Origin of the sequence: Erythrobacter sp. R86502 (assembly GCF_042466465.1) — a bacterium.
Lineage (GTDB): Bacteria > Pseudomonadota > Alphaproteobacteria > Sphingomonadales > Sphingomonadaceae > Erythrobacter.
The window spans coordinates 661981-682658 of record NZ_JAXHCJ010000001.1; the positions used below are offsets into that span (position 1 = coordinate 661981).

A 20678-nucleotide genomic window follows, 5' to 3' on the forward strand; every position below is an offset into this window, starting at 1 on the left:
AGGGCCTCAAGGAGCCGCCCGCAAGGCTTCGCGCACGATCTGGTCAAACCGTGCGATCCCACCTTCAAGCGTGCCCAGCGTAAGATGGTCGATCGCCCCTGACGAAAGGCCTTGCTGACCCAGTTCGGCCGCGCGGAAATCTTCCGAAGCGAACACCCCGCCGTCCAGCAGATTCCAGCTCTTTTCCCAATGGGCCAGCGCCTTTTGCGTGGTGGGCGCTTCGGGAATCAGCATGAAATCTTCGACCAGCGTGCAATCAGCCGCCTGGGGCATCAGCACCATGACATTGATGTAATCGGGACTGGGAACGATGATCGTGGCAGGCAAAAGCTGGTAGGCGAATGTAACCACGCGCCGCAGCGCAGCCATATCGTTCAGATCGACGGTCTCCATCTCCTCCAACCGGCCCACCGCTGAACGCTGATGCGGGCCGATCTGATCGCCTGCAGTGATACCGTCCTTGAAGAACGGCCCGATGGTAGCGGCGTGCAACCGGGTGACGTGATAGCTTTCAAGGAAGGCATCCATGATAAGCTTCCAGTTGCCTTTGACCGTGTGGGTCTTGCGCCGGAACAGGTGGGCGCTGCCAAGCCCGAAGGCGTCAAGATCAGCGCCCAACCGTTCGGCATCGCAAAAATCAGCCTGTCCGATGGGGGCAAACCAGATCAGCCCGCCCTCTTCCCGACTGGGTAGTTCCACCAGCCCGAAATCGGCCTTGTCCAGACCGGGAAAGGTTTCAGGGCGGGGCAGTGCAAGCAGACCGCCATCGAGCCGGTACGTCCAGGCATGGTAGGGGCAGACCAGCCGCTTGGCGCATTGCACATCATTACCTTCGACCAGCCGCGTGCCGCGGTGACGGCACACGTTAAGGAAGACATGGACGCGGCCCACATTGTCACGGGTTACAAGCGGCGGACGGCCCGTGGCATCGTGCGGCACCGCCATTCCAGCGTCGGGCAGCAAGGCGGAAGGGCACAGCACCTGCGGCAAGCGATCAAACAGCGCCGCCCTTTCGGCTGCGAAATGATCGGGGCAGATGTAATTGCGCGCCGGGATCGTCTGGATACCGCCTGCCTGCTTGGCGACACCGCCGCGGATCGCTTCGGCCAGCGCCAATTGGCCCGCCGTGGGGCGCAAGCTGGGGACAGTGGTTTCAACTCGGTTCATGCTCTCTTCCCCAAACCTCTGCAGCGCGGCTAGTGTCGCAGACTTTGGCGCCAACGAAAAGGACGCTGCTTGATGGCCGAACACACTGGGACGAAAGGCAAGCCCGGCTGGCGCACGCTGATGGGCGCGCTGCGCAGCCCGAAAAGCGGCTACATGCTGCTGTTCGGCTTTGCCCAGGGTCTGCCGCCCGCGCTGTTCCTCGGTACGCTTTACGCGTGGCTTTCCGAAGCGGAGGTCGATCTGGAAACGATGGGGGTCTTCTCGCTTGTCGGGCTGGCCTACGCGTTTCAGTTCCTGTGGTCGCCGTTGCTCGACAAGGTCGATATTCCGGGCCTGCGGCGGTTGGGCAAACGCAAGCAGTGGATCGCACCGATGCAGCTTGTCATCGGGATCGCGCTGGTGGTGATGAGCTTTCTTGACCCCAAGAATGCGCTCGCCTGGTTCAGCCTGCTCGCCGCCATCGGCGCCTTTGCCAGCGCCACGCAGGACATTGCCATCAACGCCTGGCGGATCGATGTGGCGGACGAGGTGGCGACGATCGATATCCTGTCGACGATCACGCAGATGGGGTTCCGTCTGGCGTCATTGGTGGGCGGGGCCATCGGCCTGATCATGGCGGATCGGTATGGCTGGCCGTTCGTCTATGTCATGTTCGGTGGGTTCATGCTGGCTATCGGCATTGCGGGCCTGTTTGCGCCCGATGCCCGCGTCACCGAAGACCGCGTAGCCAACGCGGCGGCCAATCACGACGAAGTGGCCGAACTCTACACTGTTGGCGAAGTGTCGGAAAAGGTGCGCAACCGTGCGCTGTTGGCCGTAGGGTTGTTGTGGACCTGGGCAATCGGCACGGTGGTTGTCTTCATGGTACGTTCTATGACCGAAAGCCCCGAAACGCGCCCTGACGTGACCCTGTTCACCACCACATATGGTCCGCTGATCGTGCTGGCCACGATCGTATTGCCTGCCTTCATTGCCGCGTGGGTGGTCAAACAGAAGCGCGACGGTGCAAATATCATCGCTGCCTCACCGGGCGGTCTTGCCGATCACAAGGTCAAGTTTACCGATCACCTGTACCGCGCACTGGTGCTGCCGCTGGTTGAATTCGTCAACCGGATGGGCTGGTCGCTGATGCTGGTTCTTGCGCTGGTGCTGACCTACCGGATCACAGACTCGGTCTGGGGGGTGTTCGCCTACCCGTTCTACCTTGGCGAGCTGGGCTATACCGGGGAGGAGGTGGCGTTCGCTTCCAAAATCCTCGGCATTTTTGCCATCCTGATCGGGCTGGCGCTGGGCGGGTGGCTGATTACTGTGCTCGGGCGGATGTTCATGCTGACGCTGGGCGCGGTGATCGCGGCGGCAACTAACCTGCTCTACGCCGATCTGGCGCTGGGGGGCGCCACAATGCAGGCGGCGAGCGACGCGATTGGCTTTACCTGGCTGGTAAATGTTACCGCGAACGGGCTGGCTCCGCTGTTCTTCGTTGCAGCGCCGCCTTCGGAGGGTCTGGCGCGGCTCGCATTCACGATCTTCTGGGAAAACCTCGCCATTGGGATCGCGGGGGCGGCCTATATCGCGTGGCTTTCCAGCATCGTGGCCAAACGTTACGCGGCGGTGCAGTTCGCGCTGCTGGCATCGCTGACGCTTTTGATCGGAACCTTGGGGCGCGGCGCGCTGGGGCAGATGATCGAGGACCGCGGCTATTACTTCGTCTTTATCTTCACCGCGCTGATCGGAGTGGTCGCGGTGGTGCTGTGCGCGCTGGAATGGTGGCGGCAGGCGCGCAGCGGCGCGGCGAGCGGGGTGGTGCAGCCTGACCCGGCGCTGGCGTGATCCGGCGCAGTATCGTGGGGGTGTAGCGGGACTTTCCTACATATCCCTGCGCGGGCAAACCCGCGTGCATGGCAAGCCAGTATCCCCGCCCGGTAGCCGATACAAGGGAATGGCTGGCCGGCCCGAATTTTCTCTCTCTGGACAGTGTCTCATGTGTCTCCAACACAAGAGCAGGCGGGGTGCCTAATCCGGCAACTCGTCGTTCAACCGCAGCACCTCACCCGCAAGGTAGAGCGAGCCTGCGATGAGGATGGGAAGACCGTCGTTGGGGATCATCGCCAGGGCGCTCGGCACATCGGGAGCAGGGCGGGCATCGGGGCCAAACGCGCTGGCCGGGTGCCAGTCATGCCCCGGCACGGGCACAGCCGTGACGCTCTCAAGCAGCGGCGCAAGCGGGGCTGTAAGCGCGGCGGGGTCTTTGCCTTCGATCATGCCGATCACCAGATGCAGGCGCTCGTGTTGGAAGTGCGCGGCCAGCATTGCGCCAGCCTGCGGGTTGTGCCCGCCGTCCAGCCACACGGTCCGCGCGCCGACCAGCGGTCCTGGCTTCAGGCGCTGCATCCGCGCAGGCCAGTGGGCGCTGCGGACGCCTGCAAGGATCGCGTTGTCGGATACAGGAATGCGTGCCTGCGCCCGGAGCATGGCAGCGGCGAGACCGGCGTTCATCATCTGATGTTCGCCGACAAGCGAAGGTGGGGGAAGGTTCAACTCGCCCCGATCGTCTTCCAGAAACCCGCTATGCGCACCGATGTACCAGTGCTTGTTGTAAGCAAAGATTATGGCGCCAACTCGCTCTGCCGCGCGCGCGATTTCGACATTCGGCTTGTCGCCGTTGTTCATGGCGACCAGCGGCACGCCTTTCTTCGCAATTCCCGCCTTCTCGAAGGCGATCCGTGCCATCGGCTCTGTCGGCACGCCATCTTCGGGCGCGAGCAGGAAGCGTTCGTGATCGAGGCCGAGCGCGGCGATCCCGCAAGCCGCCAGCGCCACGGGCTCGAGCACGTTGGTCGCATCGAAGCGCCCGCCCATGCCGACTTCGACAACGCAGGCATCCGCAGGCGTGCGGCTGAAGGCGAGAAAGGCAGCAGCGATGGTGACTTCGAAGAAGCTGGGGCTGAGGTCTTCCCCGGCGTGCAGCACCCCTTCAAGGGTCGCGGCGAGCTCAGCGTCCGATATCAGCTCCCCCGCCAGCCGAATACGCTCGTTGTAGCGCACCAGATGGGGGCTGGTGGTAACATGGACCTTGTATCCCTCAGCCTCCAGCATCGCCCGCAGGAAAGCGCAGGTCGATCCCTTGCCGTTTGTGCCGGCGACATGGAACACGGGCGGCAGCTTGCGGTGCGGATTGCCGAGGCGCTCCATCAGCGCTCGGATCGTCTCCAGCCCCAGCCTTCCTTGCGGCAGGCTCAGCGCGGCAAGACGATCAAGCTGCGCCTGCACACGCGGGTCGTCCGACCGACCGAAATCGCGCATCGCGCGTTATGCCGCCTTTACCGGCTGAAGATAATCGAGCACCTGCGCAAGCGTCGCCCGCAGATCGCGGCGATGAACGACCATGTCGACCATGCCATGCTTGTGCAGATATTCAGCGCGCTGGAACCCGTCGGGCAGCTGTTCGCGGATCGTGTCCTGAATGACGCGCTGGCCCGCAAAGCCGATCAGCGCGCCAGGTTCGGCAATGTGGATATCGCCCAGCATCGCGTAGCTGGCTGTCACGCCGCCAGTGGTCGGGTCGGTCAGCACGACGATATAGGGCAGTCCTGCCTGCTTCAGCCGACGGGTCATGACGGTAGCGCGCGGCATCTGCATCAGCGACAGGATGCCTTCCTGCATCCGCGCACCGCCCGCCGCCGTCACCACGACATAGGCGCAGCCACGATCCAGCGCCTTTTGCGCGCCTTCGCAGAACGCCTGCCCCACGGCCATCCCCATCGATCCGCCCATGAAGCCGAAATCCTGCACCCCCACAACGGCAGGCCGCGTGTCGATCGTGCCCGATCCGACCACAAAGGCATCCTCATGCGGGTTGGCAGCGCGTGCGGCCTTCAGGCGATCGGTGTACTTCTTGGTGTCCTTGAACTGCAGCGGGTCTTCTGTGACCTTGGGCAAGGGCAGCAATCCGAACCCGGGGTCGAGCAGCAGCGCCAGCCGGGCATCGGCGCCGATGCGGCCGTGATGTTCGCACTTCGGGCAAACCGAAAGGTTTGCCTCGTATTCCTGCACGAAGAGCATTTCCTGGCACGAAGGGCACTTGATCCACAGATCCTTTTCCGTGGAAGTCTTCTTCTCGGACGAAAAGCCCAGCGAATTGCGAACACGGGTCAACCAGCTCATTGCGCGATCTCCTGCCTGGCGGTGTGGACGGCGTCGGCGAGCGCCTTGGTCAGTTCCCCTAGCTTGGCAGGGGCTTGCGCGCCATATTCGCCGCAGATCTCCACAAGTGCACTGCCGACCACGACGCCGTCGGCCACCTTGGCGATGGCAGCAGCCTGTTCGGGGGTGCGCACGCCAAAGCCGACGGCGATGGGGAGATCGGTAGATTGCTTCAATCGTGCCACGGCTTCCTCGATGCTGGACTGCACTGCCTGTTGTTTGCCGGTGATCCCGGCGACCGAGACGTAATAGATGAACCCGGCCGAGCCTTCGAGCACCTGTGGCAGGCGCGCAGCATCGGTCGTCGGGGTAGCCAGGCGGATCGGGGCGATGCCATGAGCGCGCAGCGCCGGGCCGAGCGCGTCGTCCTCCTCGGGCGGAATGTCGACGCAGATCACGCCGTCAATGCCAGCATCAGCCGCAGCTTGCGCGAACCACTCAGGCCCGCGCCGCACCATCGGGTTGGCATAGCCCATCAGCACCAGCGGCACATCGGGGTGCCGGGCGCGGAAGTCGGTGGCGTAGCGCAGCACATCGGCGGTGGTGGTGCCCGCGCCCAGCGAGCGCAGATTGGCGCTCTGGATCGCGGGCCCATCGGCCATCGGATCGGTAAAGGGCATGCCCAGCTCGATCACATCCGCGCCGCCTTCGACCAGCGCATCGAGATTGGCCGCGGTGTCGCCATCGCCTGCGGTGATGAAGCAGACGAGCGCGGGGCGGGGCTGGCCGAAAGCCGAAGCGAAGCGGCTCACAGTTCGACCCCCAGACGCTCCGCAACGGTGAAGATGTCCTTGTCGCCGCGGCCGCACAGGTTGGCGAGGATGATGCTGTCCTTGGGCATCGTCGGCGCGATCTTGCTGACGGCGGCGATCGCGTGAGCGGGCTCCAGCGCAGGGATGATGCCTTCGGTGCGGCACAGCAGCTTGAAGCCTTCGAGCGCCTCGTCATCAGTGACAGCGGTGTAATCGACGCGGCCCGATTCCTTGAGCCATGCGTGTTCGGGGCCGATGCCGGGGTAGTCGAGCCCGGCGCTGATCGAGTGGCCTTCGGTGATCTGGCCGTCCTCGTCCTGCAGCAGGTAAGTGCGGTTGCCGTGGAGCACACCGGGCGTGCCGCCGAGCAGGCTGGCAGCGTGCTCGTTACCGTCGAGGCCGTGGCCTGCCGCTTCGACGCCGAGCATCTTCACGGATGCATCGTCGAGGAAGGGATGGAACAGCCCCAGCGCATTCGATCCGCCGCCGATGCAGGCGACCAGCATGTCGGGCAGGCGGCCAACGCGGCTCAGCATCTGCGCGCGCGCTTCCTTGCCGATCACGCTCTGGAAATCGCGCACCATCTCGGGGTAGGGGTGCGGGCCGGCAGCGGTGCCGATGATGTAGAAGGTGTCATGGACGTTGGCGACCCAGTCGCGCAGGCCCTCGTTCATCGCGTCCTTCAGCGTTGCGCCGCCGCTGGTCACGGGGATCACTTCCGCGCCCAAGAGCTTCATCCGGAACACGTTGGGCGATTGGCGCGCCACGTCCTCGGCGCCCATGTAGATCACGCAAGGCAGGCCAAAGCGCGCGCACACCGTGGCGGTGGCGACCCCGTGCTGCCCCGCGCCGGTTTCGGCGATGATGCGGGTCTTGCCCATCCGCATCGCGAGCAGGATCTGCCCGATGCAATTGTTGATCTTGTGCGCGCCGGTGTGATTGAGCTCGTCGCGCTTGAACCACACCTGCGCGCCGCCCAATTCCTCGGTGAGGCGCGGCGCGAAATAGAGCGGGCTGGGGCGGCCCACGTAATGCTCAAGCAGGTCGTCGAATTCGGCCTGAAACGCCGGATCGGCCTGCGCGGCGCGATATTCGCGCTCGAGATCGAGCACCAACGGCATCAGCGTTTCAGCAACATAGCGCCCGCCGAACTGGCCGAAATGGCCGCGCTCGTCGGGCTGGTTGCGGAAGGAATTGGGGGTTGTGTTCATGGGATTGTTCATACCCGGGCCGCTTTGCAGAAGGCAGCGATTTTGTCCACGTCCTTGATGCCGGGCGCTCTTTCTACACCTGACGATGTGTCGACGAGGGGCGCACCGGTGAGGCGAATGGCCTCGGCGACATTGGCAGGCGTCAGTCCGCCCGCCAGTCCCCACGGTGTCGGCGACTTGTAAGCGCGCAGCACGTTCCAGTCGAAACGCGTGCCATTGCCGCCGGGCAGGCCGCTGGCGGGCGCATCGAACAGCAACCGGTCTGCAGCGCCATTGAAGCGAGCGGCCGCAGTCAACGAATCCACGCTTGTCACGCCCAATGCGCGCCAAGCTTCAATCCCCGTTTCGGACCGAAAGCGGGCAAGGGTTTCAGGGGTCTCGTCGCCGTGGAACTGCACAACGTCCGGGCGCACTTCACGCACGGCGTGCGCAAGCGTCGTGGCAGCCATATTGACGATCAACAGCACCACCTTGACCTGCGGCGGCACCAGTCCGCGCAGCCGCGATGCCTGGGCGATACTCAGATGACGCGGGCTCTTTTCGAAATGCACAAGTCCGACGTAATCCGCCCGCGCTTTCGCAGCCGCAGCAAGGGTTTCAGGCGTGGAAAGCCCGCAGATTTTCACGAGGGTGCCGGTCATCAAGCCGCCCTAGGCCGGGGCGAGCGGTTTTTCCAGCACCGTGAAAGTGATTGGCGGATTGCGGGCAACCGGGAAAGGGCGCGTTTCGCCCGTGCGCAGATAGCCTCGCCGCTCGTACCATGTGATCAGGCTTTCCCGGCTGTCGATCACAGTCATTTCCATGCGTGTGATCCCGATCGTGCGCCCACGATCCTCTGCCGCATCAAGCAGCCGCCGTCCAAACCCGCCCGATTGCAAGGCAGGGGCAACGCACAACATGCCAAGATAGCCGCGGGCGTTATCGATCCGTGTCACGGCGACGCACCCCATCAGGTTATCACCGCCTGCCGCACGTGATGATCGCGCAATCAGAATGGTGACCGCACGATCGTTCAACAGCGCATCGAGTTCATGTGCCGCGATGCGTTCATCATCGAGAATGTCAGCTTCGTGGTTCCAACCAGCCCGCGCCGAATCGCCGCGATAGGCAGCTTCCAGCAGGGCTTTCAGCGCCGGGGCGTCTGCGGGTTCTGCGATGGTGATGGTGAGGGTATCAATCATGGCTGGTCGTTCTGAATAAGGCGCAGCAGCGTTCCGTCGGGATCGACAAGATACGCAATTGTAAGCCCGCTCGGCTCGGGCGCCGCGGGATGATAGCGTGGGATGCCGGATCGGGCATTGGGCACACCGCTCGCCTCCACGGCGCGCATCATCGCAGCCAAATCGTCCAACCGCAGGCAGCAGCTGAAGGACGAGGCATAGGGGTCTAGATCGGGGTAGGGAAAGAATTCGATCAGGGCGTGGCCCCGTGACAGGATCATCCAACCAGCAGAGCGATAATCCTCTTCGAAGCCCAGCATCGCATAAAAGGCCGACGTCGCGGCAAAATCGCGTGAGGGAAGGTTGGGGGTCGCGGTATCCAACCCGGGCGCCTTCTTAAAGCGTGGCTTCGATTGCGCGGGCCGCCGCCTCAGGGTCATCGGCCCGGCTGATCGGCCGACCGATAACCAGTACGCTGGCACCATTGTCACGGGCCTGCCGGGGGGTGACGACGCGCTTCTGATCGCCGGTGCCGCCCCCGTTCCGGGCGCCAGTTGGTCGCAGGCCTGGAACGACGAAATAACCGTCCTTCCAAGCTTTCTTGACCATGCCGACCTCGTGGCCAGAACATACAATTCCATCGAGCCCTGCTTCATGCGCTAGTTCGGCCAGACGCATTACCTGTGTTTCGGCGCTGCCATAAACCCCGGTGGCCGAAAGATCGGCCGCATCAAGGCTGGTCAGCATCGTGACGGCCACCACCTTGCACCCTTCGGCTGCGGCGGCCTTGGCGTCTTCCAGCATCGCGCGTCCACCGCTGGCGTGAACGGTGACAATGGCGGGCTCGTAGACGTGGATCGCCTGCATCGCCTTTGCGACCGTGTTGGGAATGTCATGAAATTTAAGGTCGAGGAAAATCGGCAGACCCAGATGTGCAATTTCATGTACGCCATGTGCGCCGTGGGCACAGAAAAATTCCAGACCGAGCTTCACGCCGCCAATGTGCGCCTTGACCTTTTCGACCAGCGCCTTGGCCGGTTCGAGGCTGGGCACATCAAGCGCCAGATAGATCGGATTGCTCATTGGCTTGCGCTTCCTTCTGTATTTACCAACGGCGCATCAAATGGATCGACGGTTTGTCCCGGTGTTGTAGCAGCCTTTTCCACAGGGTTGTCCACCCCGGTCACAGTGGTGGGCTGCGTATCGCGCTGGCGCACCATGGCAGCATTCTTCAGCGACGCCTCGAGTGCGCGTATCCGACGGTTCTGGCTCCAAACGACGCTGCGATGCAGCGCCCACATTGGCAGAAATCCTGCGAGAAAGGCCAATAGGGCCAAAACTGGAACCTTGGTTTCCAACACCAGATTTTGCCACAACGTCAGCTCGACCGGCTGCCAATTGTAGATCGCAAAGATCAAGAAGCCCAAGGCCGCCAGGATCAAAAGGATGGTGCGAAGGATTTTCACGAGAACTGCCTCTTCCGATGGCCTGTGCGGATCGCGAATCTAAGCTATTCGCCCGCCGAGTCCAGCATCGCTGCCTTTATGCAAAGACCCGCGCGAAGATCGTGTCGACGTGCTTGAAGTGATAACCCAGATCGAACAGCTGATCGAGCGCATCAGGTGCCAAGCGCGCCGTTACGTCAGCGTCTGCCTTCAACAGATCGAGCAGGTTGAGTGCGCCATCCGCTTCCCATACCTTCATCGCATTGCGTTGTACCAGACGATAGGAATCATCGCGGGTCAGGCCAGCCTGAGTCAGCGCCAGCAAAACTCGTTGGGAGTGGATAAGGCCGCCCATCCGGTTGAGGTTCTTTTCCATCCGTGCGGGATAGACCAACAGTTTTTCCACAACGCCAGTCAACCGCGCGAGCGCGAAATCGAGCGTTATGGTCGCATCGGGCCCGATGTACCGTTCTACCGAAGAATGCGAAATATCACGTTCATGCCAGAGCGCCACGTTCTCCAGCGCGGGCGTAACGGCAGACCGTACCACGCGGGCAAGGCCGGTGAGATTTTCGGTGAGGATCGGGTTGCGCTTGTGCGGCATTGCGCTCGATCCCTTCTGGCCGGGCGAGAAATATTCTTCCGCCTCTAGCACCTCGGTGCGTTGCAGGTGCCGCACTTCGATGGCCAGGCGTTCGACCGAACTGGCGATCACGCCGAGCGTCGCAAAGAACATCGCATGGCGATCGCGCGGGATCACCTGCGTGGAGACCGGCTCGACCGCCAGACCGAGCTTTTCGGCGACGTATTCCTCGACCTGCGGATCGACGTTGGCAAAGGTGCCGACAGCGCCGCTGATCGCGCAGGTGGCGATTTCTGCACGTGCCGCCAGCAGCCGGGTCCGACAGCGATCGAACTCGGCGTAGGCCTGCGCCATCTTCAGTCCAAAGGTTACGGGCTCTGCATGAATGCCGTGGCTGCGCCCCATGGTGGGCGTGTATTTGTGTTCCTCGGCCCGCGTCTTGATGGCGGCGAGCAGCGCATCGAGATCGGCCATCAGAATATCGCTTGCCCGGGCCAACTGCACAGAAAGCGTGGTGTCGAGAACATCCGAAGAAGTCATGCCCTGATGCATGAAGCGCGCCTCTTCGCCCACCTGCTGCGCGACCCAGTCGAGGAAGGCGATAACATCATGCTTGGTCACAGCCTCGATGGCATCGATCGCGGCGACATCGATGGCCGGATTGGTTGCCCACCAATCCCAAAGCGCCTTGGCCGCTGATTGCGGCACCACGCCCAGGTCAGCGAGTTTTTGCGTAGCGTGCGCCTCGATCTCGAACCAGATGCGATATTTCGCTTCCGGTTCCCACAAGGCGGTCATTTGCGGTCGGGCGTAACGGGGGACCATCGGGCGGCTCCGGATGAGAGGGCGAATATGGTGCGCGGGCTAGGCGGGGCGGGCGCGGATGGCAAGAGCGCTAGATTAGTCCTCTGGTCCGCAAGCTTGTGTGACCTTCACGTCCGATGATGACATGATCATGCACAGTCACACCCATATACCGCCCTGCTTCGGCGATGCGCTGGGTGATCTGAATATCGGCGCGGCTGGGTTCGGGCGATCCGCTGGGATGGTTGTGGACGAGGATCATCGCGGATGCGCCCACATCCATGGCGCGGCGGATGACCTCGCGTGGGTGAATTGCCGCCTCGTCAATCGAACCATCGCCCACATGATGATCCTCAATCAGACGGTTCTTGGTGTCGAGATACAGCACGCGCACCCGTTCAACGGTCAGGTGGGCCATATCTGTGGTGAGATAGTCGATCAGCGCCTGCCAGCTTCCCAGAACCGGCTTCCCCATGATTTCACCCCGCGCCATCCTGCGGGCGGCAAGCGCGACGGCTTTAAGCGCGGCAGCGCTGTTTTCCCCCACCCCCTTAACGCGTTGCAAGGCCCTGGGGTCTGCATTGAGCACCGCGGCGAGGCTGCCATATTGCGCGAGCAGCGCCTTGGCGATGGGTTTGGTGTTGCCGCGCGGGATTGCTGCAAACAGCAGGTATTCCAGCACCTCGTAATCTGCGAGCGCTTCGGCGCCGCCGGTCAACAGCCGATGCCGAAGGCGTGCGCGGTGCCCGTCTCCTGCGGCTTTTCCGGCATCGAAATCGGGCACGACGCCATCGAGAAAATCGAAACTGTCTTCAGCTTCCGGCAATCGCGCCCCCCGGAATAGCGTTGCACATCGTGCCTCATTGCCTTTGGACGATGATGCGCGCAAGGGTTGGAGACAATGCCGGTGTCGGATGCGCAGCCAATGGACGAGCCGGAAGGCAGTAGCACGCAGCGGTTGGCTCCGCGTCGGCGGCGCCAACGAATCGCGTTGGGAATGGCTGCGGTCGTTTCGCTGGCCGTTGGTTCCGCCTGGATCAGCCGGGAGCGAATCGCGGGCAACGCGATCGACAACTATCTGCAAGCAAACGGCGTTGCGGCGCGGTACGATATTGTCACAATTGGCCCGCAGTCGCAGATCGTTGAAAACTTTGTCGTCGGTGATCCGGCACGGCCCGATCTGGTGATCCGCCGCCTTGTCGTCGAAACCGGTGTCGGCTGGGCCGGGCCCGAGGTGCGGCGCGTGCGCGTGGAAGGGGCGCGTGTCTTTGCGAAGATGAGCGGCGGTCACGTCAGTTTCGGCGCGCTCGATCCGCTGGTGTTCTCGGGCGCTGACGCACCCCCGGCGCTGCCTGCAATAAATGTGACAATCGTCGATGCCCGCGCATTGGTCGAAAGTGATTACGGCCGTATCGGCGTCTCGCTTGCGGGTGAGGGGCAGATAGACGATGGATTTGCCGGAACCCTCGCGGTTGTGGCGCCCGGAATTGGTACGGCAGGCTGCCGGGCCCGGTCGGCCACTATGTTCGGCACTCTTACCACCAACGAAGGTGCGCCCGCGATTGATGGCCCGTTAAGGCTGCGCGACGTGGCCTGCGGAGATGCCGAGCTGGAACGGGCGGACATTGGTGCGCTGGTGAGCCTGAACCGCGATTTTTCCGCAGCCGAAGCCGATTTGCGACTGACAGGCAAAGCCATGTCCTTCAGCCAGTTTTCGGGGACCAGTCTGTCGGGTACAGCGCGGGTGAACTGGGCAGCGGATCGGCTTGCGATCGGGCATAATCTGACCATCACAGCGATTGCCAGCCCGCATGGACGTCTGGAAAAACTGGGTGCCGAGGGCCGGTGGCGGGGATCAGTCGATGGGGACAGCGGGCAGTGGGAAGGCGCGTTGCGCGGCTCCCGGCTTGATACTGGCAGGGCAATAGCACCCCGGTTGGACAACGCCGTGCGCGGTGCTGAAGGCACGCTGTTCGCACCGCTGCTGGCGCGCGTACAAAGCGCCATGCAGCGGTCGCTTGTTGCTGCCGATTTTCGTGCAGAGGGCATTGTTCGACACAAGGGGGCAACCGCATCTCTGATCGTGCCGGATGCCAGCCTGCTGTCTCGCAATGGTGTGAAGGTGGCCGCGCTGTCGCGTTTCGGTGCCAATCTCAGCGCCCGGGGTCTGTCAGGTCTGGGGGGCAATATTTTGGTGGGCGGGGAAGGGCTACCTGATATCAACGGCCGGATCGAACAGCGGCGCGGCGGCGACTGGACGCTGCGCGCTGCCATGGCCGACTATGCCGCGGGAGCGAATCGCCTCGCCATTCCGCGATTAACGCTGCAAGGTTCAGCATCCGGCGCCGTTGCCTTTGAAGGATTGGCTCAGGCGAGCGGGGCGCTGCCTGGAGGCGGTGTCACCGATCTGACTGTGCCTTTGCAAGGAACCTGGAGCGATTCACGCGGTCTTGCACTTGGGCTGCGATGCACGCCGGTTCGCTTTGAACGTATGGTACTATCCGGCCTGTCGCTGGACGGGCAAAGCATCACGCTGTGTCCTGAAGGCACGGCCCCGCTTCTGGCTTATGACGAGGCGCTGAAGCTAGCTGCGCGAACAGGGCCATTGAACTTTGCAGGCATGCTGGGCGAAAATCCCGCAAGTCTTTCTGCAAAAGCGGTGACGTTACGCTACCCGCAGCCATTCGTGATTGACGATTGGAAAGCGACAATCGGCGCGGGCGACAATGAAGTACGCCTGTCCGGCGTTGCACTTGAAGGCAGCCTCGCGGGTGAACCTGCCGGCACCTTTAACGGGGGAAGGGCACGGCTGGCCGCAGTGCCTCTCGATCTGGCCGCCATTACAGGAGACTGGCGATATTCCCATGGGGTTCTTCAGATCGCGAATGCCGCCTTTGTCCTGTCAGATCGGCCCGCACAGGGTGAAGCGCGATTTTTCCCCCTAAAGGCAAATGGGGCTAGCCTGACTTTCGCAGACAATCGCATCGCAGCCGCCGCCACGCTTGTACACCAGCCATCGGATCGGCGCGTGGCGCAGCTCGACATCACGCATGATCTTGGCACTGCCGCGGGCGGGGCGCGACTTTCTGTTCCCGGCCTGCTGTTCGACAAGGTATTTCAGCCCGATGATCTGACACCGCTGACTAAGGGCGTGATCGCCCTTGCAGATGGCACAATCACAGGCGCAGGCCAGATCGATTGGCAGGGGGATTCGCTGACAAGCAGCGGGACGTTTTTGTCAGACGGGTTCGATTTTGCCGCCGCGTTCGGCCCGGTGCGAGGTGTTTCGGGGGCAGTGGTTTTCACCGATCTTCTCAACCTTACCACAGCGCCCGACCAGACGCTGAAAATTGCCGCGATCAATCCCGGGGTCGAGGTTCTGGATGGCACCGTCCGGTTCGACCTGAACGACGCAACGCTACTCAATCTCAAAGATGCGCGTTTTTCCCTTATGGGCGGAACGCTGACCATGCGGCCGTTGACAATGGACTTCAGTCAGCCCGAAGCGCGCCGTTATGTGTTTGACATCACAGGGCTTGATGCCGCGCAGTTCGTTGCGCAAATGGAGCTCACCAATATCAACGCCACCGGCATTTTTGACGGCACGGTTCCAATCGTGTTCGATGCCGATGGCAATGGCCGGATCGAGGAAGGGTTGCTGACCGCGCGTGAGGGCGGGGGCAATATCGCCTATCTTGGTGAATTGACGTATGAAGATCTGGGAACGATGGGCAATTACGCGTTCTCCGCCCTGCGGTCGCTCGATTACCGCCAAATGCGCGTTGGACTGCGCGGCGATCTGGCCGGCGAGATACTTACCAATTTTGATTTCGACGGTGTGCGCCAGGGTGCCGGCGCCAGCCAGAACTTCATCACGCGGCGGTTGGCCCGATTGCCGATCCAGTTCCGCATCAACGTTCGGTCCGAATCCTTCTCGCAGTTGGCCATCATCGCCCGCGGCTATTCCGACCCGACCGCGTGGGGTGATCCCTTCGCGCTGGGGCTGGTGCGTTACGAGAACGGCAAGCTCATCATGCGAGATCGCGTCTCGCCGCGTATCGAAGGACCGCCTCCTCAGTCAGAAATACCCCGCGGCCCGTGAACCGTTCAACCTTCAGAAAGCGACCCCGTGTCATGACGACGGCGAAATTGACCCGACTGGCCACGAATGCAAAGGTAAGCCCAAGACATTTGTTCGGGCGCAAGTTTGCAGGGGGTAAGGGGATGAAGGCTTTGGCGGCGGTAGGCGTGCTGACGATGATGACTGCGGGCTGCATCAATATTCAGGCACCTGATAAGCCGATCGTCATCCAGCTCGACATCAATATCCGGGCTGAAGTGCTGTATGCCCTCGCCGAGGATGCGGCCAACACGATAGACGAGAACGCGGACATCTTCTGACCGATGTGCCGCTTCGAGGAGACATACAATGCGTAATTCAGCTCTGGCCGCCATTCTCGCCGTGACGGCGCTTGGCGCAGTGGCGACACCTGCCATGGCCCAGCGCGACCCTGCCTATGCCGCCGCCCGATCGGCGGGGAAGGTTGGCGAACAACCAGACGGTTATCTTGGCATCGTAGGCGCCGCTGACAAGGCGCTTCAGGATCTGGTTAATGATATCAATATCAAACGCCGTGCGATCTATGCCGAAAAGGCCAAGGAAAACAACGCCACGCAGGAAGCTTATGCGCTGACATCAGGGTGCCAGGCAATATCGCGGACTGTTGCAGGTGAAAAATATCGTGCGCCCGACGGCAGCTGGCAGACCCGCACATCAGGGCCGCCGATCCGCGATCCGCGCTGCCCGTAAAACCTTCGCACCTGCACAAACATGTCCCGCTCCGTGTTGACACATATTCCCCCCCCTTCTAAGGGGGCGGCGCCCTCGGCGGGCACCTCGATGCGCGTGTCTGGGCCTTGGTTTACTGAGGATCAGATATGAGCGACGAGAAACCCGCACGAGAACCTATTCAAGAGGATGCGCGGATTGACGCGCTCGAGGCGCGGCTCCAGGCCGCACGCGAGCGTGAAGAGCAACGCAACCGGTCACAGGTCAAGGGCGCCGATGCGAATTACCGCAGCGGCAACCGCGCTCTGGCCAACCTTTTGGGTGGGATTATCGGTGGCTTGGTGATTGGTTTTGCGGTTGACGCATTGCTGGACACTGCGCCCTGGGGTCTGTTGGTTGGGCTGTTCCTTGGGACAGCGTCGGCTTTCAGGTCGATCATACAAAGTGCGAAAACGCGTCCCGAAGATGAGGCCCCGCGGCCTGACGGCAAGAGCTAGTCTCGCGCCATACCGCGACAGGCATTTGTCAGGGGCGTGTTTCATGTGAAACATTTGGGGATCTTTCGATCGTGGCAGCCGCAGAAGGCATCATGGCAGCGGAAAGAAGCGCGGCAATTGCTGTGCAGAATCTCGAAGCAGCCGAGTCCGGTAAGGTCGATCCGATGAAGCAGTTCACGATCGAACCCATTTTCGGGTCCGATTGGCAACTGGCTGACGGGATCAACATCGCCTTCACCAACTCCGCATTGTGGATGGCGATTACCGCTGTTTTGGTGTGGGTGTTCGTTGCGGGCGGCATGAAGCGCGCACTGGTCCCCGGCCGCTGGCAGATGGCGGTCGAAAGCATGACCGGTTTTATCGATGACCTGCTCGAAGCCAATGTGGGCAAGGGCGGGCGCAAATATGTGCCCTACATCTTCACCTTGTTCATGTTCATCCTGTTCGGGAACCTGCTCGGCCTGGTGCCGGTCGGCCTGATCCCAGGCATCCACGCTTTCACCTTCACCAGCCACTTCACCGTGACGGGCGTATTGGCGATCATGAGCTTCTCGATCGTGCTGATCGTCGGCTTCTGGAAGCATGGTCTGCACTTCTTCTCGCTTTTTGTTCCGGCCGGAACGCCGCTTCCGATGGTACTGTTCATCGCGCCGATCGAGCTGGTGTCGTTCATGGTGCGCCCCTTCAGTCTCGCGTTGCGACTGTTCGTTGCGATGATGGCAGGCCACGTACTGCTGAAAGTTCTGGCGAGCTTCGTGATCGCTGGCGGCACGGGCGGTATTGGCACCGGCGTTCTTGTCGGCGTTCCCAGCTTTATCCTGATGGTGGCGATCAGCGCGCTGGAAATTCTTGTGGCCGGAATTCAGGCCTACGTGTTTGCGCTGTTGACGTCGCTTTACATCAACGACGCGGAAAACCTTCACTGAGGCGCCATCGCGGCACCTTTTGACAATACCCACCAACATACAGATTTTCTTCAAGGAGTTTATAATCATGGACGCTACTGCTGCAGCTCTTCTCGGTGCCGGTCTCGCGGCGATCGGTGCCGGTCTGGCCGCGCTCGGCGTGGGCAACGTGTTCGCTTCGTTCCTCGAAGGCGCGCTGCGTAACCCGGGTGCTGCCGACGGCCAGCAGGGCCGCCTGTTCATCGGCTTTGCAGCCGCCGAACTTCTCGGCCTGCTCGCCTTCGTGATCGCGGTTCTGCTGATCTTCCGTTAAGTACGACATGCAATTTGCCGGGCGAGTGTGGGACGATGTCCCATCCCCGTCCGGCGGATTGAACCACTGGCGCTCCGGCTAAAGGTCAACGATGCCTCAGATCGAACAAATCGCTGCAACATTGTCGAGCCAGGTGTTCTGGCTGCTGGTCTTCTTCGGCCTCACCTTTGTCCTTGTGGGCATGGGTATGGTGCCTAAGGTTCTCGGTACGGTCGACCTGCGTGACAAGCAGATCGCTGATGACATCGCAGCGGCGCAGGCGGCGCGCGATCAGGCCACCAGCGAAGAAGACGCCTGGCGTAAGCGTGAAAACGCTAACCGTGCGGCGGCTCAGGCCGTTATCGGTCAGGCCAAAGACAAGGCGAACGCCGCAAGCGGTGTCAAGCTGGCCGAATCGCAGGTCCGGCTTGATGAACGTCTGGCGCAGGCTGAAACTGCTATCGCCGCTGCGCGTAACAGCGCGATGGCCGAAATCGAAGCGGTCGCAGCTGATGCGGCGCGTGACATCGTGGCGCGTGTGGCCGGAGCCGAAGTCGAACCCGCCGCTGCAGAAGCGGCGGTCAAGGAGGTGATGGCGCATGGCTGACGTTCTGTTGTTGCTGGCTGCCGGGGCCGAAGGTCATTCCGAACCTGGTGTGCTTGGGCTCGATTCGTATCAGTGGGTCGCCTTGGCGATGGCCGTGCTGATTGCCGTATTCGTATGGAAGAAGGTGCCCGGCATCATCGCGGGCGGGCTTGACGCCCGCATCGCCGCCATTCGAACCGCCCTAGACGAAGCCAAGGCCTTGCGGTTAGAAGCCGAAGCGTTGCGTGCAGAATATGCGGCCAAGATTGCAGCATCCGAGAAAGATGCAGAGGCAATGCTGGCCGGCGCCCGCGAAGAAGCCGACGCGCTTCTCGCCAAGGCTGAAGCTGACAGCGAAGTGATGGTTGCCCGTCGTCAGCGTATGGCGGAAGACAAGATCGCTGCTGCTGAACGTGCTGCCATCGCAGAAGTCAAAGCCCGCGCTGTCACCGCCGCTGCTGCCGCATCGCGCAAGCTGATTGCGGAACGTCATGACACCACTGCAGACTGCAAGCTGGCAGACGAGGTCATCGCCTCACTGTAAAGCGGCTTGATCGATCAATTTTTAAAGGGCGGTCCTGTGGGCCGCCCTTTTCGTTTGTTTGCCGCTCGCCGCAAACATCAGCCATTCTGACTGGTTCAATGCAACATCCTGCGGTTTGGCAAGTTGGGGTTTTGAACAAGGAGCCCATTCATGAAATTGACCGCCTGTGCCATCAATTGTTCGCTTGCGCCTTCGGGTGCCCGCGAAAGCTCAACCGATGCGATGATCGCCGTGTTGCGGGACGCCTTTTTAGAACATGATGTGACGGTGGGCGACCCGATCCGTATAGCAGATCATAACGTGAAGCCGGGGGTGACGTCGGACGAAGGGGAAGGCGATGACTGGCCCAGGATTCGCAAGCAAATCCTAGCTGCTGATATCCTCGTGTTCGGCACGCCGATCTGGATGGGGCAGTCGTCGTCGATTGCACGGCGTGTCTGCGAACGGATGGATGCCTTCCTTTCCGAAACTGATGATAAGGGCCGAATGCCGAGCTACGGCAAGGTCGCGGTAGCCGCGATTGTCGGCAACGAAGACGGCGCGCACTGGGCGTCTTCGCAATTGTTCCAGTCTTTAAACGATACCGGCTGGACGATCCCAGCTGTAGCTGCGTGTTATTGGGTAGGTGAGGCGATGGGATCGAAAGATTTCAAGGATTTCCACAAAACCCCCGATAAGGTCAGAGACACTGCGGCGATGGTCGCGGGCAATGCTGCCCACCTCGCCAAGCTTCTCAAAGATGCACCTTACCCGGGCTGAAAGACAACCTTTCCGACCAGTTCTCTGTTCGTCATGGCGTCGAACCCTTCACGCCAGCGGGACAGCGGCAAAACCCGGTCAATAGCCGGCGTAATTGCCTCACGTTCGGCCAATAGACGTATGGCACGCTGGATGGCAGCGCCCCGTTCCGGCAGGCGCCGCGCGTATTCTCCAGCTCGCAGCCCAATGATGCCAAAACCTTTGATCAGCGGAATATTGGTCGACACGTCAGCGATCCGACCCGATGCGAACCCGACCACAATCAGTTTTCCACCAAATGCGACGCAGCGCGTGGATTCATCAAATATATCGCCGCCGACAGGATCGAAAACGATGTTAACGAGGGTTCCATCGGTCAGCTGTGCGACTTCTTCTCGAAATCGCCCCGCGGCCGTTATCACTGACAGGGGACGGGCCAGGCTATGGACTTTCTCGGCAATAGCCGCCTTTTTCGCATCCGATCCGGTAGTGGCGATGACTTTAGCTCCCAATGCCAAAGCCAAGTCACAGGCTGCAAGGCCGACACCACCGCTTGCACCGTGGACGAGAACCCATTGGCCCTCCTGCAATCCGCCCAATTCTACCAGCCCCGTAAAGGCGGTTGAATAGGCCGCGCCCATCGCTGCGGCGGCAGGAAAGTCCATACCCTTCGGCATCAGTGAAAGCTTGCTGGCCGGAACGCTGGCGAATTCTGCAAAGGCACCTGTCTTGTTGCCGCCCATCACCCGGTCACCCAGCTTGAAGCCGCTGTGCTTGTCGGCGTCGATGACTTCCCCTGCAAATTCGAGCCCGCTGGTGAAAGGAGGCTCGGGTTTGAACTGGTAATCACCCCGCGTCATCAACACGTCGGGGAAGTTCAATGAAGCAGCCTGGATGCGCACCAGCACTTCGTCCGGAGCGCGGCGCGGCACTGCTACATCAATGAGGGCTACTCCGGACAGATCCGCCGAAAGACGATCGACCCGAAGCGCCTGCATCGGG

General features: G+C 61.8%; 23 protein-coding genes. 10 read left to right on the forward strand and 13 right to left on the reverse strand.

Annotated elements, in window-relative coordinates:
- Positions 1-6 precede the first annotated feature (6 nt).
- The gene (locus SJY33_RS03160) at positions 7-1167 is read right to left on the reverse strand and encodes an aromatic ring-hydroxylating dioxygenase subunit alpha (protein WP_379921090.1); all 1161 of its coding nucleotides are present in this window, start codon (positions 1165-1167) and stop codon (positions 7-9) included.
- A gap of 72 nt (positions 1168-1239) precedes the next feature.
- Here SJY33_RS03160 and SJY33_RS03165 point away from each other — a divergent pair, with 72 nt between their 5' ends.
- Entirely contained in the window at positions 1240-2997 is a 1758-nt protein-coding gene (locus SJY33_RS03165; RefSeq protein ID WP_379921091.1) for an AmpG family muropeptide MFS transporter, read from the forward strand.
- A 183-nt stretch (positions 2998-3180) separates the two neighbouring features.
- Here SJY33_RS03165 and SJY33_RS03170 read toward each other — a convergent pair whose 3' ends face one another.
- The 11 genes from SJY33_RS03170 to radC all read right to left on the reverse strand — a co-directional run bounded on the left by SJY33_RS03170 (position 3181) and on the right by radC (position 12151).
- Entirely contained in the window at positions 3181-4470 is a 1290-nt protein-coding gene (locus SJY33_RS03170; protein ID WP_379921092.1) for a bifunctional folylpolyglutamate synthase/dihydrofolate synthase, read from the reverse strand.
- Between the two features lie 6 nt (positions 4471-4476).
- Complete coding sequence (gene accD / locus SJY33_RS03175) at positions 4477-5331, reverse strand: acetyl-CoA carboxylase, carboxyltransferase subunit beta (RefSeq protein ID WP_379921093.1); 855 nt, start codon at positions 5329-5331, stop codon at positions 4477-4479.
- Complete coding sequence (gene trpA / locus SJY33_RS03180) at positions 5328-6122, reverse strand: tryptophan synthase subunit alpha (protein ID WP_379921094.1); 795 nt, start codon at positions 6120-6122, stop codon at positions 5328-5330. The genes accD and trpA overlap by 4 nt, the downstream gene beginning before the upstream one ends.
- A complete protein-coding gene (trpB, locus tag SJY33_RS03185; protein WP_379921095.1) occupies positions 6119-7333 on the reverse strand; it encodes a tryptophan synthase subunit beta in 1215 nt (404 codons plus the stop codon). Before trpB ends, trpA begins: the two co-directional genes overlap by 4 nt.
- 8 nt (positions 7334-7341) lie before the next feature.
- On the reverse strand, positions 7342-7974 hold the full coding sequence (locus SJY33_RS03190; protein ID WP_379921096.1) for a phosphoribosylanthranilate isomerase: 633 nt from the start codon (positions 7972-7974) through the stop codon (positions 7342-7344).
- 9 nt (positions 7975-7983) lie between these two features.
- Complete coding sequence (locus SJY33_RS03195) at positions 7984-8514, reverse strand: GNAT family N-acetyltransferase (RefSeq protein WP_379921097.1); 531 nt, start codon at positions 8512-8514, stop codon at positions 7984-7986.
- Positions 8511-8876: a bleomycin resistance protein gene (locus SJY33_RS03200; protein ID WP_379921098.1), complete on the reverse strand. Its 366-nt coding sequence runs from the start codon at positions 8874-8876 to the stop codon at positions 8511-8513. The genes SJY33_RS03195 and SJY33_RS03200 overlap by 4 nt, the downstream gene beginning before the upstream one ends.
- 13 nt (positions 8877-8889) lie before the next feature.
- Positions 8890-9576: an orotidine-5'-phosphate decarboxylase gene (gene pyrF / locus SJY33_RS03205; protein ID WP_379921100.1), complete on the reverse strand. Its 687-nt coding sequence runs from the start codon at positions 9574-9576 to the stop codon at positions 8890-8892.
- Positions 9573-9911: a hypothetical protein gene (locus tag SJY33_RS03210; protein ID WP_379921101.1), complete on the reverse strand. Its 339-nt coding sequence runs from the start codon at positions 9909-9911 to the stop codon at positions 9573-9575. The genes pyrF and SJY33_RS03210 overlap by 4 nt, the downstream gene beginning before the upstream one ends.
- Positions 9912-10035: 124 nt before the next feature.
- Complete coding sequence (purB, locus tag SJY33_RS03215; RefSeq protein ID WP_379921102.1) at positions 10036-11346, reverse strand: adenylosuccinate lyase; 1311 nt, start codon at positions 11344-11346, stop codon at positions 10036-10038.
- 70 nt (positions 11347-11416) lie between these two features.
- Positions 11417-12151, reverse strand: coding sequence for a DNA repair protein RadC (gene radC, locus SJY33_RS03220; RefSeq protein ID WP_379921103.1), 735 nt, complete (start codon positions 12149-12151; stop codon positions 11417-11419).
- Positions 12152-12226: 75 nt separating this feature from the next.
- Between radC and SJY33_RS03225 the strand changes: the two genes are divergently transcribed.
- From SJY33_RS03225 to SJY33_RS03265, 9 genes are all read left to right on the forward strand, one after another.
- A complete protein-coding gene (locus SJY33_RS03225) occupies positions 12227-15427 on the forward strand; it encodes a YdbH domain-containing protein (RefSeq protein WP_379921104.1) in 3201 nt (1066 codons plus the stop codon).
- Between the two features lie 32 nt (positions 15428-15459).
- Entirely contained in the window at positions 15460-15726 is a 267-nt protein-coding gene (locus tag SJY33_RS03230) for a YnbE family lipoprotein (RefSeq protein ID WP_379921105.1), read from the forward strand.
- 28 nt (positions 15727-15754) lie between these two features.
- Entirely contained in the window at positions 15755-16135 is a 381-nt protein-coding gene (locus SJY33_RS03235) for a YdbL family protein (protein ID WP_379921106.1), read from the forward strand.
- Between the two features lie 128 nt (positions 16136-16263).
- The gene (locus tag SJY33_RS03240; protein WP_379921107.1) at positions 16264-16611 is read left to right on the forward strand and encodes an AtpZ/AtpI family protein; all 348 of its coding nucleotides are present in this window, start codon (positions 16264-16266) and stop codon (positions 16609-16611) included.
- A 92-nt stretch (positions 16612-16703) separates the two neighbouring features.
- Positions 16704-17537: a F0F1 ATP synthase subunit A gene (locus SJY33_RS03245; protein ID WP_379923509.1), complete on the forward strand. Its 834-nt coding sequence runs from the start codon at positions 16704-16706 to the stop codon at positions 17535-17537.
- Between the two features lie 67 nt (positions 17538-17604).
- On the forward strand, positions 17605-17829 hold the full coding sequence (locus SJY33_RS03250) for a F0F1 ATP synthase subunit C (RefSeq protein ID WP_054118254.1): 225 nt from the start codon (positions 17605-17607) through the stop codon (positions 17827-17829).
- Positions 17830-17920: 91 nt separating this feature from the next.
- A complete protein-coding gene (locus SJY33_RS03255) occupies positions 17921-18415 on the forward strand; it encodes an ATPase (RefSeq protein WP_379921108.1) in 495 nt (164 codons plus the stop codon).
- Positions 18408-18938 (forward strand): hypothetical protein, encoded by a 531-nt coding sequence (locus tag SJY33_RS03260; RefSeq protein ID WP_379921109.1) that lies wholly within the window; start codon positions 18408-18410, stop codon positions 18936-18938. Before SJY33_RS03255 ends, SJY33_RS03260 begins: the two co-directional genes overlap by 8 nt.
- A 150-nt stretch (positions 18939-19088) precedes the next feature.
- Positions 19089-19697 carry a flavodoxin family protein gene (locus SJY33_RS03265; RefSeq protein ID WP_379921110.1) on the forward strand — a complete coding sequence of 203 codons (609 nt, stop codon included), beginning with the start codon at positions 19089-19091 and terminating at the stop codon, positions 19695-19697.
- On the opposite strand, the gene SJY33_RS03270 is transcribed toward SJY33_RS03265, so the two are convergent.
- Positions 19685-20674 (reverse strand): NADPH:quinone oxidoreductase family protein, encoded by a 990-nt coding sequence (locus tag SJY33_RS03270; RefSeq protein ID WP_379921111.1) that lies wholly within the window; start codon positions 20672-20674, stop codon positions 19685-19687. The genes SJY33_RS03265 and SJY33_RS03270 overlap by 13 nt on opposite strands.
- Between the last annotated feature and the right edge of the window lie 4 nt (positions 20675-20678).